This window comes from Streptomyces sp. NPDC041713, from assembly GCF_055591085.1.
In genome coordinates, this window is sequence record NZ_JBVIZY010000001.1 from 139,059 (window position 1) to 156,284 (window position 17,226).

Annotated in this window: 11 protein-coding genes; 6 read left to right on the forward strand and 5 right to left on the reverse strand. The window is 71.0% G+C overall.

Annotation, left to right across the window (positions count from 1 at the left end):
* Positions 1-66: 66 nt before the first annotated feature.
* Positions 67-948, forward strand: coding sequence for a YceI family protein (locus ACZ6CV_RS00600; protein ID WP_469249575.1), 882 nt, complete (start codon positions 67-69; stop codon positions 946-948).
* A gap of 107 nt (positions 949-1,055) precedes the next feature.
* On the opposite strand, the gene ACZ6CV_RS00605 is transcribed toward ACZ6CV_RS00600, so the two are convergent.
* On the reverse strand, positions 1,056-1,301 hold the full coding sequence (locus ACZ6CV_RS00605) for a hypothetical protein (RefSeq protein ID WP_469248479.1): 246 nt from the start codon (positions 1,299-1,301) through the stop codon (positions 1,056-1,058).
* Positions 1,302-1,395: 94 nt separating this feature from the next.
* Between ACZ6CV_RS00605 and holA the strand changes: the two genes are divergently transcribed.
* Positions 1,396-2,382, forward strand: coding sequence for a DNA polymerase III subunit delta (holA, locus tag ACZ6CV_RS00610; RefSeq protein WP_469248481.1), 987 nt, complete (start codon positions 1,396-1,398; stop codon positions 2,380-2,382).
* Positions 2,383-2,919: 537 nt separating this feature from the next.
* On the opposite strand, the gene rpsT is transcribed toward holA, so the two are convergent.
* Positions 2,920-3,186, reverse strand: a complete 267-nt coding sequence (rpsT, locus tag ACZ6CV_RS00615) for a 30S ribosomal protein S20 (protein WP_030783448.1) — start codon at positions 3,184-3,186, stop codon at positions 2,920-2,922.
* A gap of 293 nt (positions 3,187-3,479) precedes the next feature.
* Between rpsT and lepA the strand changes: the two genes are divergently transcribed.
* Together lepA and ACZ6CV_RS00625 are read left to right on the forward strand one after the other, a co-directional pair.
* A complete protein-coding gene (gene lepA / locus ACZ6CV_RS00620; RefSeq protein WP_469248483.1) occupies positions 3,480-5,351 on the forward strand; it encodes a translation elongation factor 4 in 1,872 nt (623 codons plus the stop codon).
* Positions 5,352-5,610: 259 nt separating this feature from the next.
* On the forward strand, positions 5,611-7,500 hold the full coding sequence (locus tag ACZ6CV_RS00625) for an AMP-dependent synthetase/ligase (RefSeq protein ID WP_469248484.1): 1,890 nt from the start codon (positions 5,611-5,613) through the stop codon (positions 7,498-7,500).
* A 59-nt stretch (positions 7,501-7,559) separates the two neighbouring features.
* Here ACZ6CV_RS00625 and ACZ6CV_RS00630 read toward each other — a convergent pair whose 3' ends face one another.
* Entirely contained in the window at positions 7,560-8,144 is a 585-nt protein-coding gene (locus ACZ6CV_RS00630) for a response regulator (protein WP_362369379.1), read from the reverse strand.
* Positions 8,145-8,156: 12 nt separating this feature from the next.
* Entirely contained in the window at positions 8,157-12,254 is a 4,098-nt protein-coding gene (locus tag ACZ6CV_RS00635) for a HAMP domain-containing protein (RefSeq protein ID WP_469249576.1), read from the reverse strand.
* Between the two features lie 219 nt (positions 12,255-12,473).
* Between ACZ6CV_RS00635 and ACZ6CV_RS00640 the strand changes: the two genes are divergently transcribed.
* Both ACZ6CV_RS00640 and hemW read left to right on the forward strand, forming a co-directional pair.
* The gene (locus ACZ6CV_RS00640; RefSeq protein WP_469248486.1) at positions 12,474-14,390 is read left to right on the forward strand and encodes a SpoIIE family protein phosphatase; all 1,917 of its coding nucleotides are present in this window, start codon (positions 12,474-12,476) and stop codon (positions 14,388-14,390) included.
* Between the two features lie 40 nt (positions 14,391-14,430).
* Positions 14,431-15,663, forward strand: a complete 1,233-nt coding sequence (hemW, locus tag ACZ6CV_RS00645) for a radical SAM family heme chaperone HemW (protein ID WP_359328568.1) — start codon at positions 14,431-14,433, stop codon at positions 15,661-15,663.
* A gap of 707 nt (positions 15,664-16,370) precedes the next feature.
* Here hemW and ACZ6CV_RS00650 read toward each other — a convergent pair.
* A complete protein-coding gene (locus tag ACZ6CV_RS00650) occupies positions 16,371-17,198 on the reverse strand; it encodes a DUF3097 domain-containing protein (protein WP_469248488.1) in 828 nt (275 codons plus the stop codon).
* Between the last annotated feature and the right edge of the window lie 28 nt (positions 17,199-17,226).

Consider the following 17,226-nt stretch of genomic DNA (forward strand, 5'->3'; position numbering starts at 1 on the left):
GGTGATCGAATGCCCTTTCGTTGCAGTGCGCAGGTGTTGTCAAGTAACGCGGGGATGTGTCGCAGGGTGTTCGGCCGTTGGCTGGGAAACCGTATGAATCGGGCCGGACGGACGGGGCCCTTGTCGGCGCTGACGGTGCCGTCGAAGGCGGGGGTGCTCAGTTGCCGGGTGCTCGACCCGGTCAACGAGCCGGTGCGGAACGCGGAGTTCGCGGTCAGTGACGCCATGGGGCGCAAGGTGGTCAGCGGGAGCACGGATCCGTTCGGGTCGTTCGTGACGGCCGTTCCTGCGGGGGACTACCGGCTCGCGGTGTCGGCGGACGGGTTCACCCCGTACCGGGCGAGCGCCACCGTGGGGGAGAACGCGCACGCCTCCATCGGTGACGTCATGCTCCAGGTCGCCACTCCGCCGACGCTGCCCGAGCCCGGGGAGTGGGAGATCGACCCGCTGCACTCGGCGGTCGGCTTCACCGCGCGCCACATCGGGCTCGCGCGTATCCGCGGCCGGTTCAACACCTTCGCGGGTGCGATACGGGTGGGGGAGCGGATGGAGGACTCCGCGATGCACGTCGTCATCGACGCGGCGTCCATCGACACCGCGGTCCAGATGCGCGACGACCATCTGCGGTCCGGCGACTTCCTGGACGTGGGGCGCTTCCCGACGATGGAGTTCTACAGCGACCGCTTCGTGCACAAGGGCGGCAGCCGCTGGGCGATATCGGGCGGGCTGACGTTGCACGGGGTGACGCGGACGGTCACGCTCGACGCGGAGTACCTCGGGGTCGGCAAGGGGCTGGAGGGGGAGACGCGCGTCGCCTGCCGGGCCACCACGGAACTGCACCGCGACGACTTCACGATCACCTGGCAGACGATGCTCGCGCGCGGCATCGCGGCCGTCGGACACAGCATCACGATCGACCTGGACATCCAGATCATCCCGAAGACCTGAGCGTCTCGGCCTGCGCGACACCCCGCCCCTGGACGGAGGCGCCGCGCTCCAAGGCGGAGGCGTCGCGCTCTTGGACGGAGGCGCCGCGCTCCTCGGCGGAGGCCTCGCTACGGGGTTTCCAGCCAGCCCTCGTGTTCGGCGGCCAGGGCGTCGAGGGCCGTGGGGTCGAGCCGGGAGTCGGGGTCCTCGACCACGACCAGCCACTGGGCGTCCTCGGCGTCGTCCTCGCCGGCCAGGGCGTCGCGGACTAGCTGGGGTTCGTCGGCCACGCCGAAACGGTCGGGGAGCTCTTCGGCCACCACTTCCGCGGCGTCGCGGTCGGGCAGTACCAGGACATGTCGTACGTCGGTCACGGCTCCATTCTGCGATACGGCCCGGAGGCGAGGACGCCCCGCCCGGGGCCCGCCCGGGAGGGGCTGTCAGTGGCGCGTGGGATGCTGGACCGCGATGGCCAGGAAGACAGCAAACGACGATCCGCTCGCTCCCCTCACGCTCGCCGTGGGGCAGGAGGACCTGCTCCTCGACCGCGCCGTGCAGCAGGTGGTCGCGGCCGCCCGCGCCGCCGACGCGGACACGGACGTGCGCGACCTCACCTCCGACCAGCTGCAGCCCGGCACCCTCGCCGAGCTGACCAGCCCGTCGCTCTTCGCCGAGCGCAAGGTCGTCGTGCTGCGGGGCGCGCAGGATCTGTCGGCGGACTCGGTGAAGGACGTCAAGGCGTACCTGGGGGCGCCGGTCGAGGAGATCACGCTCGTCCTGTTGCACGCGGGCGGCGCCAAGGGCAAGGCTCTGCTCGACGCGGCGCGCAAGGCCGGGGCCCGCGAGGTCGCCTGCCCGAAGATGACCAAGCCGGCGGACCGGCTCTCGTTCGTGCGCGGCGAATTCCGGGTGCTCGGGCGTTCGGCGACGCCGGAGGCCTGCCAGGCCCTGGTCGACTCCATCGGCAGCGATCTGCGCGAGCTTGCCTCGGCGGTGTCGCAGCTCGTGGCGGACGTCGAGGGCACGATCGACGAAGAGGTCGTGGGGCGGTACTACACGGGCCGGGCGGAGGCCTCCAGCTTCACCGTGGCCGACCGGGCCGTCGAGGGCCGGGCCGCCGAGGCGCTGGAGGCCCTGCGGTGGTCCCTGTCGACCGGGGTCGCCCCCGTCATGATCACCAGCGCCCTCGCGCAGGGGGTCCGGGCGATCGGCAAGCTCTCCTCCGCGCGTGGTGGGCGCCCCGCCGATCTCGCCCGTGAGCTGGGTATGCCGCCCTGGAAGATCGACCGTGTGCGTCAGCAGATGCGGGGGTGGACCCCGGACGGGGTGGCGGCCGCGCTCACCGCGGTGGCGGCGGCTGACGCGGGGGTCAAGGGGGGCGGGGACGATCCCGAGTACGCCCTCGAGAAGGCCGTCGTCGCCATTGCGCGGGCCGCGCGGGCCCGGCGGGGCTAAGCCCTTTGGTGCGGGGCCCTGAGGTACGGGCCCCCTCCGGGGCGGGGCCCTCCGGGGGTGGGTGGGATTTTCGTCTGCGGCTGCCTCGTGGCTTGTCGCGCAGTTCCCCGCGCCCCTGACCGGCGCCGAGCGGCCCCGCACGAGCGGCACACCCCGGAACACAAACACGCGCCCCCCGACCGGCACCGGGCGCGCCCCGCACCGAGCGGCACACCCCGGAACACAAACAGCGCCCCGCCGACCACGGCCGGCACGGGCCCCGGCCCCAGCAGCTCCCGGCCCCAGCAGCCCCCGGCCCCAGCAGCCCTCGGGCCGCGCCCCCGGCCCCAGCGCGCCCCCATCGAATGCCACACCCCCACCGCAGCCCACCCCCACCCCACCCCCAGACACAGCAATGCCCCCGGAGTGGGCCGGGGGCATCGTCGCAGCGTGGCGTACTGCGTGGTCTGTCCGCGATTCGAGGTAGAGGGCTCGAATTACCCTCGCGGAAGGATTGATCAGCGTTGATCAGCACCCCGGCGAACCGGGGCAGAGGCTTCAGCCCTTGAGGGACGCGGCCTTCGTCGCAAGCGCCGACTTCTTGTTGGCGGCCTGGTTCTTGTGGATGACACCCTTGGAGACGGCCTTGTCGAGCTGGCGCGTGGCCTCACGCGTGAGCTCGGCAGCCTTCTGGGCGTCACCGGCGGCAACGGCCTCGCGGGCCTTGCGGATCGCGGTCTTCAGGGAAGACTTGACCGCCTTGTTGCGCTGACGCGCCTTCTCGTTGGTCTTGATCCGCTTGATCTGGGACTTGATGTTCGCCACGAAAGAGCCTTTTCAGGTTCAGGTACTGCAGAGGTACTGCAGATGAGTGTTATGACACGCGCCTCGACGCTTGAGAGGGCTACGAGACACAGCTGCCCACGGTACCAGTCGCCCTCCGACCGGCCCAAACCGAGCGCCGGAGCCCGGCCGCACCCCGCCAGCACCCCCAGCCGGACGCCGGCCGCACCCCTCCCACCGGCCCAAACCGAGCGCAGTGCCCCGCCCATGGGACGATGGAGGCTACGTATAGATCCGACCCGAGGCGACAGGCGCCTCAAGAGACAGGACCCTGCGTGCCCGCGACCCCTAAGAATGTGCCCGAGCCGAGCCGTACGGACCCGGCGCTGATTCGCAATTTCTGCATCATCGCGCACATCGACCACGGCAAGTCCACGCTCGCCGACCGCATGCTGCAGCTCACCGGTGTGGTGGAGCAGCGGCAGATGCGTGCCCAGTACCTCGACCGCATGGACATCGAGCGCGAGCGCGGCATCACGATCAAGTCCCAGGCGGTGCGTCTGCCCTGGGCCCCGACCGAGGGGCCGGATCAGGGCAGTACCCACATCCTCAACATGATCGACACCCCGGGCCACGTGGACTTCACGTATGAAGTCTCACGTTCGCTCGCGGCCTGTGAGGGCACGGTCCTCCTGGTCGACGCGGCCCAGGGCATCGAGGCGCAGACTCTCGCCAACCTCTACCTGGCGATGGAGAACGACCTCAAGATCGTCCCCGTACTGAACAAGATCGACCTGCCGGCCGCCCAGCCGGAGAAGTTCTCCGAGGAGCTCGCCAACCTCATCGGCTGTGAGCCGGAGGACGTGCTGAAGGTCTCCGCCAAGACCGGCATGGGCGTCGAGGCGCTGCTCGACAAGGTCGTCGCCGAGATCCCGCCGCCGGTCGGCGTCGCGGACGCCCCCGCCCGCGCGATGATCTTCGACTCGGTCTACGACTCCTACCGCGGCGTCGTGACGTACGTACGTGTCGTCGACGGCCAGCTCAACAAGCGCGAGCGGATCCGGATGATGTCCACCGGCGCCACGCACGAGCTCCTGGAGATCGGTGTCTCCTCGCCGGAGATGACCCCGGCCGACGGCATCGGCGTCGGTGAGGTGGGCTACATCATCACCGGCGTGAAGGACGTCCGGCAGTCCAAGGTCGGTGACACGATCACCTCCCTGAACAAGGGCGCGACCGAGGCGCTCGGCGGCTACAAGGACCCGAAGCCGATGGTGTTCTCGGGCCTGTACCCGCTGGACGGCTCGGAGTACCCGGACCTGCGCGAGGCCCTGGACAAGCTGCAGCTCAACGACGCCGCCCTGGTCTACGAGCCGGAGACCTCGGCCGCCCTCGGCTTCGGTTTCCGCGTGGGCTTCCTGGGGCTGCTTCACCTCGACGTGATCCGTGAGCGTCTTGAGCGCGAGTTCGGGCTCGACCTGATCGCCACCGCCCCCAACGTGGTCTACCGCGTGATCATGGAGGACGGCACCGAGCACACGGTCACCAACCCGAGTGAATTCCCCGAGGGCAAGATCGACGAGGTGTACGAGCCGGTCGTGCGCGCCACGATCCTCGCGCCCAGCGAGTTCATCGGCTCGATCATGGAGCTGTGCCAGAACCGGCGCGGCGTCCTGCTCGGCATGGACTACCTCTCCGAGGACCGCGTCGAGATCCGCTACACGCTGCCGCTCGCCGAGATCGTCTTCGACTTCTTCGACCAGCTGAAGTCCAAGACGCGCGGTTACGCCTCGCTGGACTACGAGCCCACCGGTGAGCAGTCCGCGCAGCTCGTCAAGGTCGACATCCTGCTGCACGGCGACAAGGTCGACGCGTTCTCCGCGGTGACGCACAAGGACCAGGCGTACGCGTACGGCGTGCGGCTCGTCGCCAAGCTGCGCGAGCTCATCCCGCGGCAGGCCTTCGAGGTGCCCGTCCAGGCCGCGATCGGCTCCCGGGTCATCGCCCGCGAGACCATCCGCGCCATCCGCAAGGACGTCCTCGCCAAGTGCTACGGCGGTGACATCTCCCGTAAGCGCAAGCTGCTCGAGAAGCAGAAGGAGGGCAAGAAGCGGATGAAGATGGTCGGCTCCGTCGAGGTGCCGCAGGAAGCCTTCATCGCGGTGCTCTCCAGCGACGACAACGGCGGCGGCAAGGCCAAGAAGTAGTCGTCGGGGCGCGGTCGAGCCGCTGCCACGCGGGCCCGGTGCACATGCGCACCGGGCCCGCGGCACGTTCCGGCGGGCCTGCTCGTTCCGTATGTGTGTCTGTGGGAAGTGACATCCAGTAGCCCCTTACGCGTCGGGCGTCCGGGCTCTACTCTGATCACCACTCGTAGGTTACTCGCAAGTTAAACAAGTAGCCCTGAGGGATGTAAGAAGCAGCCGCCAGCCAGTTCGCCGCACTGTCGTGGGCCCGGAGGATGTCGTGAGCGACACACAGACCTTGATCGAGAACCGACCGCCCTCCGTGGCGCACCTCTTCCTGGAGCGCGTGGCGGCCACGCCGGACGCCGAGGCCTACCGCTATCCGGTCCCCGCGTCCTCCGGCGAGGGGCCCGACGAGTGGAAGGCGCTCAGCTGGGCGCAGGCCGCCGACCGCGTGCACGCCATCGCGGCGGGCCTGATCGAGCTCGGCCTGCGGGCCGAGGACCGGGTCGCCCTGGCCTCCTCCACCCGCGTCGAGTGGATCCTCGCCGACCTCGGCATCATGTGCGCCGGCGCCGCCACCACGACGATCTACCCGCAGACCAACGCCGGGGAGTCGGCGTTCATCCTGGCCGACTCCGGCAGCCGGGTGCTGGTCGCCGAGGACGCCGCGCAGCTCGCCAAGGCCCGCGAGAAGCGCGCCGAGCTGCCCGACCTGCGGCACGTCGTCGTGCTCGACGCGGCGGGTGCGGAGCCCGTCGACGGCGACCCCGAGGGCTGGGTGCTGACCCTCGCCGACCTGGAGGCGCGCGGCGCGGCGCACCTGGAGAAGAACCCGGGCCTGGTCAAGGAGCGCATCGCGGCGATCACCGCCGACCAGCTCGCCACGCTCATCTACACCTCCGGCACCACCGGCAAGCCAAAGGGCGTGCGTCTGCCGCACGACAACTGGTCGTACATGGCCAAGGCCATCGCCTCGACCGGCCTGCTCGGCCCCGACGACGTGCAGTACCTGTGGCTGCCGCTCGCCCACGTCTTCGGCAAGGTGCTGACCTCCGGGCAGATCGAGCTCGGACACGTCACCGCCGTCGACGGCCGGGTCGACAAGATCATCGAGAATCTGCCGGTCGTGCAGCCGACGTACATGGCCGCCGTGCCCCGCATCTTCGAGAAGGTCTACAACGGCGTGGCCGCCAAGGCGCGGGCCGGCGGCGCGGCCAAGTACAAGATCTTCCAGTGGGCCGCCGAGGTCTCCCGGGAGTACGCGAAGGTCAGCCAGGACAACTTCCGCAGGACCGGCACCGCGTCCGTGCCCTTCGGGCTGCGCGCCAAGCACAAGACGGCCGACGCGCTCGTCTACTCCAAGCTGCGCGAGGCCTTCGGCGGGCGGCTGCGCGCCGCCGTCTCCGGCTCCGCCGCGCTCGCGCCCGAGATCGGCTACTTCTTCGCGGGCGCCGGCATCCACATCCTGGAGGGGTACGGCCTGACGGAGTCCTCCGCGGCCTCCTTCGTGAACCCGGGCGAGGCCTACCGCACCGGCACGGTCGGCAAGCCGCTGCCCGGCACTGAAGTGCGGATCGCCGAGGACGGCGAGATCCTGCTGCGCGGCCCCGGCATCATGGAGGGCTACCACGGTCTGCCGGACAAGACGGCCGAGGTCCTGGAGTCCGACGGCTGGTTCCACACCGGGGACATCGGCGAGCTGTCCGTCGACGGCTATCTGCGGATCACCGACCGCAAGAAGGACCTGATCAAGACGTCCGGCGGCAAGTACATCGCGCCCGCCGAGGTCGAGGGCCAGTTCAAGGGCGTGTGTCCGTACGTCTCCAACATCCTGGTGCACGGCGCCGACCGGAACTTCTGCACCGCGCTGATCTCCCTCGACGAGCCCGCCATCCTCGACTGGGCCAAGGAGAACGGCCTGGAGGGCAAGTCGTACGCCGAGGTGTGCGCGGCCCCGGCCACGGTCGCCCTCGTCGAGGGCTATGTGAAGGAGCTCAACGAAGGCCTGCAGCGCTGGCAGACCATCAAGAAGTTCCGGCTGCTTCCGCGCGACCTCGACGTCGAGCACGGCGAGCTCACGCCCAGCCTGAAGCTCAAGCGCCCGGTCGTCGAGCGGGAGTACCGGCACCTGATCGACGAGATGTACGCCGGGTCGCGCGAGGCCTGAGCCCGCGGTGTGATCCCGCGGTGTGATCCCGCGCCGCCGCGAGCGGGCCGTCGTGCTCTCTAGACGTCCCGCCCGCGGCGCATCTCCTGCACCAGCTCCTCCATGTGCGTGACGTGGTGGCGCAGTTCGAGGACGTCCTTGAGGCTGCTGGCCGCCATATGGGTCTCGATGGCCGTCAGGCGGGCGGCCAGCTCGTCGAACTGGCGCTGCTCCCTGGCCAGGATCCGCTCCAACTGCCGGTTCTTGCGGTGCAGTTCGAGGAAGACGGTGACCTTGGCGCGCAGCACCCACGGGTCGAAGGGCTTGGTGAGGTAGTCGGCGGCGCCCGTCGCGTAACCGCGGAAGGCGTAGCCCGCGTCGTTGTCGGTGCCCGTCAGGAAGATGATGGGCACGTCCTTCGTCTGGTCGAGCCGCTTGATGTTGGAGGCGGTCTCGAAGCCGTCCATGCCGGGCATGCGGACGTCGAGCAGGATCACGGCGAAGCGTTGCCGCAGGATCGCCTTCATGGCCTCCTCGCCGGAACGGGCGCGGACCAAGGGCTCGTTCAGGGATCCGAGGACAGCTTCGAGTGCCATCAAATTGTCCTCCATGTCGTCGACGAGGAGGATGCTTGCGCGGTTGTCGGTCGTGGCCTCAGCGCTCATGGTGACGGTGCCTCACTCGGGTGCCGGCGGAACAGCCTGCCCCTTCGGCGTGCCCGGCTGTTCCGCGGCGGTGGATTCTGGGTCGGGGGAGGTGGCCTCCCCGGTGTCGCCGGCCGTGCCCTCGGGGTCCAGGAGGGCGCAGACGACACCGAGGAGCTGGTCCACGTCCACGGGTTTCGGTACGTAGTCGGTGGCGCCCTGCGCGATGGCCTTCTCGCGGTCGCCGGGCATCGCCTTGGCGGTGAGGGCGACGATGGGCAGGCCCTGCCAGCGGGGGCTGCGGCGGATCGCGGCCATCGTCTCGTAGCCGTCCATCTCCGGCATCATGATGTCCATCAGGACGAGGTCGACGTCCGGGTTGCGCTCCAGCGTCTCGATGCCCTCGCGGCCGTTCTCCGCGTACAGGACGGGCATGCCGACGCGGCTGAGCACATGCGTGAGCGCGAAGACGTTGCGGATGTCGTCGTCGACGATGAGGACTCTGCGGCCCGGGAGTACGCGGCCCGGGCGTCCTTGCCTCCACTCCTCCAGCTTGGTGGGGGTGGGCCAGCTGTCGTCCGGTTCGAGCGTGCTGTGCGGGCGCTGGACGGCCTCTTCCACCGGCTCGGGCAGGAGCTGGGTGTGCGAGGCCGCGTACGCGATGGCGGCCGCGCCGTGGCCCGGGTGCACCACCGGCACGTACAGCGAGAAGGTCGAACCGTGGCCGGGGCGGCTCTCCGCGGTGATGCGCCCGCCGAGCAGGCCCGCGATCTCCCGGCTGATGGAGAGGCCGAGGCCGGTGCCGCCGTACTTGCGGTTGGTGGTGCCGTCGGCCTGCTGGAACGCCTCGAAGATCACCGGGAGTTGCTCGGCGGGGATGCCGATCCCGGTGTCGCGGACCGCGAAGCAGAGCAGGTCGTCGTTGTCGTGCAGCATCCGGTCGCCCGCGCTCTCCTTGACCCGGCTGACCCGCAGCTCGACGCTGCCGGCCGAGGTGAACTTCACCGCGTTGGACAGGAGGTTGCGCAGGATCTGCTGCAGGCGCTGCTCGTCGGAGAACATCTCGCGCGGCACGTCCTCGCCCACCGACACGTCGAAGGCGAGGCCGCGGTCGAGGGTGAGCGGGCGGAACGTCGCGTGGACGTAGTCGAGGACCTTGATGAGCGGGAGCTTCTTGGGCCGTACGTCCATCCGGCCCGCCTCGATCTTCGACAGGTCCAGGATGTCGTTGATGAGCTGCAGCAGGTCCGAGCCCGAGCGGTGGATCGTCGTCGCGAACTGCACCTCCTGGTCGGAGAGGTGGTTGTCGGGGTTGTCGGAGAGCAGCCGGGCCAGGATGAGCAGGGAGTTGAGCGGGGTGCGCAGCTCGTGCGACATGTTCGCCAGGAACTCCGACTTGTACTGGGAGCTGGTGGCGAGCAGGGCGGCCTTCTCCTCCAGCTCGGCGTTGGAGCGGCGCAACTCCGCCTGCTGGCGCTGCAGTTCGTCCGAGCGCTCCTGGAGCTGGATGGCGAGCCGCTGCGACTCGCCGAGCAGCGACTCCGTACGGGAGTTGGCGATGATGGTGTTGATCGCGACGCCGATGGTGTTCACGAACTGGTCGAAGAAGGCCAGGTGGACGTCGGAGAAGCGGGAGAACGTCGCCAGCTCGATGACGCCGAGCAGCTTGTCCTCGAAGAGGATCGGGATGATGACGACCGTGGCCGGCGCCGCGTCGCCGAGACCCGAATGGATCTTGATGTAGTCGGGCGGCACCTCCTCGACGAGGATCCGCTTCTTCTCCAGCGCCGCCTGGCGCACCAGCCCCTGCGCGGGCATCCCGCCGGTGTCCACGACCGAGCCCTGCGCCGCGCCGTACCCCGCGATGAACGCGAGGCCCTTGGCGGTGACCTGGGTGGGCGCCGGGGTCTCCGCGGTGTCCGGGTCGGCGAGGAAGAAGGCGCCGTACTGCGCGTTCACCAGCGGGGTCAGCTCGCGCAGGATCAGGTCGGCTACCTCCATCAGGTCGCGGTGGCCCTGCATCAGACCGGCCAGGCGGGCGAGGTTGGACTCCAGCCAGTCCTTGGCGCGGGTGGTCTCGCGGAGGTTGGAGACCATGAGGTTGATGTTGTCCTTGAGGTCGGTGACCTCGCCGCGCGTCTCGACGGTGATGGCGCGGGTCATGTCGCCCTGCGCCACCGCGGAGGCCACCTCGGCGATGGCGCGGACCTGGGTGGTGAGGTTCAGCGCGAGCTCGTTCACGTTCGTCGTCAGGCGCTTCCAGGTGCCGTACACGCCCTCGACCCGGGCCTGGCCGCCCAGCTGGCCCTCCGAGCCGACCTCGCGGGCCACCCGGGTGACCTCGGAGGAGAACGAGGAGAGCGTGTCCACCATGGTGTTGATGGTGGTCTTCAGCTCCAGGATCTCGCCGCGCGCGTCCACGTCGATCTTCTTGGACAGGTCGCCCTGCGCCACCGCGGTCGCGACCTGCGCGATGTTGCGGACCTGGCCGGTGAGGTTGTCCGCCATGTAGTTGACGTTGTCGGTGAGGTCCTTCCACACGCCCGACACGCCGAGGACCTGCGCGCGGCCGCCGAGCCGGCCGTCCGTGCCGACCTCGCGGGCCACCCGGGTCACCTCGTCGGCGAAGGCGCGCAACTGCTCCACCATCGTGTTGACGGTGTCCTTCAGCTCCAGGATCTCGCCGCGCGCGGTGACCGTGATCATCTTGGACAGGTCGCCGTTGGCGACGGCCGTGGTGACCTGGGCGATGTTGCGGACCTGGGAAGTGAGGTTCGACGCCATGAAGTTGACGTTGTCGGTGAGGTCCTTCCACACGCCCGACACCCCGCGGACCTGGGCCTGGCCGCCGAGGTTGCCCTCGGTGCCGACCTCGCGGGCGACGCGGGTGACCTCGTCGGCGAAGGCGGACAGCTGGTCGACCATCGTGTTGATCGTCGACTTCAGCTCCAGGATCTCGCCCTTCGCCTCGACCGTGATCTTCTTGCCGAGGTCGCCCTGGGCGACGGCCGTCGAGACGAGCGCGATGTTCCGCACCTGCGAGGTGAGGTTGTCCGCCATGAAGTTGACGTTGTCCGTGAGGTCCTTCCAGACCCCGGACACGCCCCGCACCTGCGCGCGCCCTCCGAGGTTGCCCTCGGTGCCGACCTCGCGGGCGACGCGGGTGACCTCGTCGGCGAAGGCGGACAACTGGTCGACCATCGTGTTCACCGTCGACTTCAGCTCCAGGATCTCGCCCCGGGCGTCGACGGTGATCTTCTGGCTCAGGTCGCCGTTGGCCACGGCGGTGGTGACCTGGGCGATGTTGCGGACCTGCGAGGTGAGGTTCGAGGCCATGAAGTTGACGTTGTCGGTGAGGTCCTTCCACACGCCCGACACCCCGCGCGCCTGCGCCCGGCCGCCCAGCTGCCCCTCCGTACCCACCTCGCGGGCCACCCGGGTCACCTCGGCGGCGAACGCGGAGAGCTGCTCCACCATGGTGTTGACGGTCAGCTTCAGTTCGAGGAGCTCGCCGGTGGCCTCGACGGTGACCGTACGGGTCAGGTCGCCCTGCGCCACCGCCGTGGTGACCAGGGCGATGTCGCGCACCTGGGCGGTGAGCCGGGACGCCATCGTGTTGACGGCCTCGGTGACGTCCCGCCAACTGCCGGAGAGCCCGCGCACCTTGGCCCGCCCGCCGAGCCGCCCCTCCGTGCCGACCTCGCGGGCGACCCGGGTGACTTCCCCCGTGAAGAGGGACAGCTGGTCGACCATCGTGTTGACGGCGCGGCCCAGGCGCCGCAGATCGCCCCGCAGCTCCCGGGTGCCGTCGTGCAGGTCGACGCGCTGGGTGAGGTCGCCGCCCGCCACCGCGTTCAGTACGCGCGTCGCGTTCGCCGCCGGGGCGACCAGCGCGTCGAGCAGGGTGTTGACCTCCGACACGCGCGCCGCCCACCGGCCCTGCCCCGGGCTCGCGGCGAACCGCTCGTCCAGCCGGCCGTGACGTATGATCTCCCGCCGCACGCGCACCAGTTCGCCGTCGAAGTGCAGCGAACGGTCGAGCATCTCGTTGAACGTCGCGTACAGCTCGGCGGTGATGCCGTCGCCGACCGGGTCGACCTTGGTGAAGTCCCCGTCCCGCGCGGCGCGCATGGCAGCGAGAAGCGGGCGCAGCTGACACATGGCCGAATCCTGACCGGACCCGACGCTCTGCGCGGGGACCGTGACGCGGTCTTCCCCCAGCACAGGCATAGCACTGTTCTCACTCATAACGGCCCACTTCAGTGACTCGGTGCTTATGGGCATGGTCAGTCTGTCACCCTGTCGGTGTTGCCTGAGGCGTAATCGCCCGAACTGCTCAGGAGCCGAACCGTGGGGTCCATTCCGATGCAACGGGAGACCGAATATCGTTCCTCCGCCCCGGCGCCGGGTCGTGCCGGACCGCCGGTGGTGGTGCGTACGTCGCTGCCCGGGAACCCTCTCGCGCCGGCCGCCGCACGCAAGTTCGTACGAGCGGCGCTCGCCGACTGGACCGAGCTCGGGCTGCCCGCCGCCAGGGGCTTCACCGACTGCCTCGCCGACGACTCGGTGCTGCTGGTCAGCGAGTTGGTGACGAACGCCGTCGTGCACGCGGGCACGGCCGTCGAACTGCTGTGCCGCCTCGACGACGCGGTGCCGGGCGAGAGCACGGAGACCCTCGTCATCGAGGTCTCCGACCACCACCCCTCCCGCGCCGTGCGCAGCGAGCAGCGCCCGCAGTCGCCCGGCACCCCCGAGTACGGGCGCGGTCTGCAACTCGTCGCCACGCTCTCCGAGTCCTGGGGCATCACCTACCGCGCGGGCACCAAGACCGTCTGGGCCCGGCTGCCCCTCGACGGCGTCCAGGCCGTCCACGAGATCGAGTCGTACGCGAGCGAGCAGGCCCTGCAGCGCGGACTGCGCGCCGCCGAGATCCTCGCGCCGCTGCCCAAGCACGCCCCGCACGACACGGAGTGGGTCAACCGCGGCGCGCTCACCTTCCTCGCCGAGGCGTCCGACCTGCTGGCCGGCCAGTTCGACGAGAACCTCGTGGCCGCACTCGCCGGACAGCTGCTCGTGCCGCGGCTCGCGGACTGGTGCGCGGTGTGGCTCGAGGACGCGTCGGAAGGCGCGGGCCATACGGCGACCGGGGCGTCCGGCGCGCGGCTCGCCCGTGTCTGGCACAGCAGCGAACACCGCATGGAGGAGCTGCGCCGCGTCCTGGAGAAGGAGCCGCCCCGGCTGCCCGAGGCGGCGGGCTCCGGCGCCTTCCCCGTGCCCTGGCCCGGCGAGGTCCTGCCCGGCGGGAGCGCGGGCGCGGCGCTGGCCTACCGCCTGGTCGCGGGCGGCCGCGCGCTCGGCACGCTCGTGATCGGCCGGGCCGGGCTCGTCCGGTTCGCCGACGAGGTCACCGGCCTCATCGAGGACTTCGCCCGCCGCGTGGCGCTCGCCATCAGCACCGCGCGCCGCTACCAGCGCCAGGCCAACATCAGCCAGGTGCTGCAGCGCGGGCTGCTGCCCAGCAAGGTCGCGGAGATCCCCGGCGTGGAGAGCGGCGTGGTCTACGAACCGCGCGACAAGGGTGGCCCCGGCGGCGACTTCTACGACGTGTTCCAGGCGGGCGAGGGCCGCTGGTGCTTCGCCCTCGGCGACGTGCAGGGCAAGGGACCCGAGGCGGCCGTCGTCATCGGCCTCGCCCGCCCCTGGCTGCGGCTGCTCGCCCGCGAGGGCTACCAGGTCGCGGAGGTCATGGACCGGCTCAACCAGCTGCTCCTCGACGACGCGACGGAGGCGGCGGACGCGGCGGCGGCGGTCGTCGCGGTGGCGGGCGGCCAGGGCATCTCCCCCGACGGGCCCACCTCGCGCTTCCTCTCGCTCCTGTACGGGGAGCTCGTTCCGTACGAAGGGGGCGTGCGCTGCACCATCGCGTGCGCCGGGCATCCGTTGCCGCTGCTCATGTCACCCGGCGGCGGGGTGCGGGAGGCGGCCACCCCGCAGATGCTGCTCGGGGTGCTCGACGACGAGACGTACACGAGCGAGACCTTCGAGCTGCGGGTCGGCGAGACGCTCCTGTGCGTCACGGACGGGGTGACCGAGCGACGCTCGGGAGGGCTCCTGTTCGACGACGACAACGGCCTGGCGCAGGCGCTGGCCGGCTGCGCGGGGCTCGACGCGGTGCTGGTGGCGGAGCGGATCCGGCGGCTCGTGCACGAGTTCTCCGACCGGCCGCCGGACGACGACCTGGCGCTGCTGGTGCTGCGGGCGGGGTGAGCGGGTCCGCCGCCGCCCGCCGTGCGGGACAATCGAAGGTATGCCTTCCGCACTGCCCGATGGCGAGCCCATGCCCGAGGACGGGTCGCTCCCCGCGTCCGCCCTGGCCGGCGCGGCCTCCCGCCCCCTCGGCTTCTACCTGCACGTCCCGTACTGCGCCACGCGCTGCGGCTACTGCGACTTCAACACCTACACCGCGACCGAGCTGCGCGGCTCCGGCGGAGTGCTCGCCTCCCGCGACAACTACGCGGACACCCTGACCGACGAGGTGCGGCTCGCCCGCAAGGTCCTCGGCGACGACCCGCGGCCGGTCCGCACCGTCTTCGTCGGGGGCGGTACGCCGACGCTGCTCGCCGCGGGCGATCTCGTACGGATGCTGGGTGCCGTACGGGACGAGTTCGGGCTCGCGGACGACGCGGAGATCACCACGGAGGCGAACCCCGAGTCGGTCGACGCGGCGTACCTGGCGGAGCTGCGGGAGGGCGGCTTCAACCGGATCTCCTTCGGCATGCAGAGCGCGAAGCAGCACGTCCTGAAGATCCTCGACCGCACGCACACGCCGGGGCGGCCCGAGGCGTGCGTGGCCGAGGCGCGGGCGGCGGGCTTCGAGCACGTGAACCTCGACCTGATCTACGGCACGCCGGGGGAGACCGACGACGACTGGCGCGCCTCGCTCGACGCGGCGATCGGCGCGGGCCCGGACCACGTGAGCGCCTACGCGCTGATCGTGGAGGAGGGCACGCAGCTGGCGCGGCGAATCCGGCGCGGGGAGGTGCCGATGACCGACGACGACGTGCACGCGGACCGGTACCTGATCGCCGACGAGGTGCTCGGGGGTGCGGGCTTCTCCTGGTACGAGGTGTCCAACTGGGCCACGTCCGAGGCGGGCCGCTGCCTGCACAACGAGCTGTACTGGCGGGGCGCGGACTGGTGGGGGGCCGGTCCTGGCGCCCACAGCCATGTGGGGGGCGTGCGGTGGTGGAACGTCAAGCATCCCGGGGCGTACGCGGGGGCGCTGGCGGGGGGTGGGTCGCCCGGGGCCGGGCGGGAACTCCTCTCCGCGGAGGACCGGCGGGTGGAGCGCATCCTCCTTGAGCTGCGGCTCCGGGAGGGCTGCCCCCTGTCACTCCTCAAGGAGGAGGGGCTCTCCGCCTCGCGCCGGGCGCTGGAGGAGGGCCTCCTGGAACGCACCCCGTACGCGGAGGGCCGCGCGGTCCTCACCCTGCGGGGCCGTTTGCTGGCGGACGCGGTGGTACGGGACCTGGTGGACTGACCCTGGCCCCTGGGCCTCCCGCACCCCAAGTCAGGCGCCCGGCGCCGGGGCGGGTGGGGGTTGGGCTCCCCCCGGCCCCCTCCAACGGCACAAACAGCCCCGCCGCTCCGCGGCGGATACCTCCCACCCACCCACCCGTTCACCCCGCACCGCCGGGTTGGAGTAGGGGCGGGCGGGGGGCTCACCTCGCGCTGTCCGGTTGGAGTGGGACTGGTTGGGTTTGCGCGGCGCGGGGTTTGGTTGGGGCGGGGGCTGGGTGCGGGGGCTGGGTGGGTGGGTTCTTACGTCGCGGGGTTCGGTTGGAGTGGGCCCGGGTGGGTGGGGGTTCGTCGCGACGTCCGGTTGGGGTCGGTGCACCGGGTGGGTGGGTTTCACGTTGCGATGTCTGGCGGGAGTGGGGCTCGGGTGGGTGGGGTCACCTCGCGCTGTCCGGTTGGAGTGGGTCGGGGTGGGTGGGTTCGCGCGCCACCCCACCGGGCCGCACCCGCACGCGAGTCCCCCCCCCCGGGGCGCGCCCGCTCGCGCTCGGGAGGGGGCGTGGGGGTATGTGCGCACGGAGCACCGAGCGCGCTGTAGCAATGTTGTTCGTGAGGCGTGGCGAATAGTGGGTGGCGAGTACGCACATACCCCCGCGGCCCCGCACCCAACGACGAAGCGAAGGCGCAGGCGCCCGCCCAAGGCGCCCCCGCCAGAACCCGCCCAACCCCCTACGCCAACGTCACGAAGTCGATCAGTTCCTCCACGCGGCCCAGAAGCGCCGGCTCCAGGTCCTTGTAGCTGCGCACCGAGCCCAGGATCCGCTGCCACGCCGCCCCCGTGTTCTCCGGCCAGCCGAGCGCCCGGCACACGCCGGTCTTCCAGTCCTGGCCCCGCGGGACCCTGGGCCACTCCGCGATGCCGACCGACGCCGGCTTCACCGCCTCCCAGACGTCGATGTAGGGGTGCCCCACCACCAGCGCGTGCGCGCTCGTGACCTCCGCCGCGATGCGGGACTCCTTGGATCCGGGGACCAGGTGGTCCACGAGGACGCCGAGGCGCGCGTCCGGCCCCGGTGCGAACTCCGCGACGATCGCGGGCAGGTCGTCGATGCCCTCCAGGTACTCCACGACCACGCCCTCGATGCGCAGGTCGTCGCCCCAGACCCGTTCCACCAGCTCCGCGTCGTGCCGCCCCTCCACGTAGATGCGCCCCGCCCGCGCGACCCGGGCCCGCGCCCCGGGCACGGCCACCGACCCGGAGGCCGTACGGGAGGGACGGGGCGAGGGCGAGGAAGGTGAACCCGCCGCGGGGCGGACCAGCGTCACCGGGCGGCCCTCCAGGAGGAACCCCCGCGGCTCCATGGGAAAGACGCGGTGCTTGCCGAAGCGGTCCTCCAGCGTCACCGTCGGCCCCTGCGCCGTCTTCTCGCACCGGATCACCGCCCCGCAGAAACCCGTGGTCAGCTCCTCGACCACGAGGCCGGCGTCCGCCGCCACCTCCGGTACGGGCTTCGGCTTCTTCCAGGGGGGCGTGAGATCGGCGGAGTACTGGCGCATTCTGCCGACGATAGGAAGAGTCGCGGCC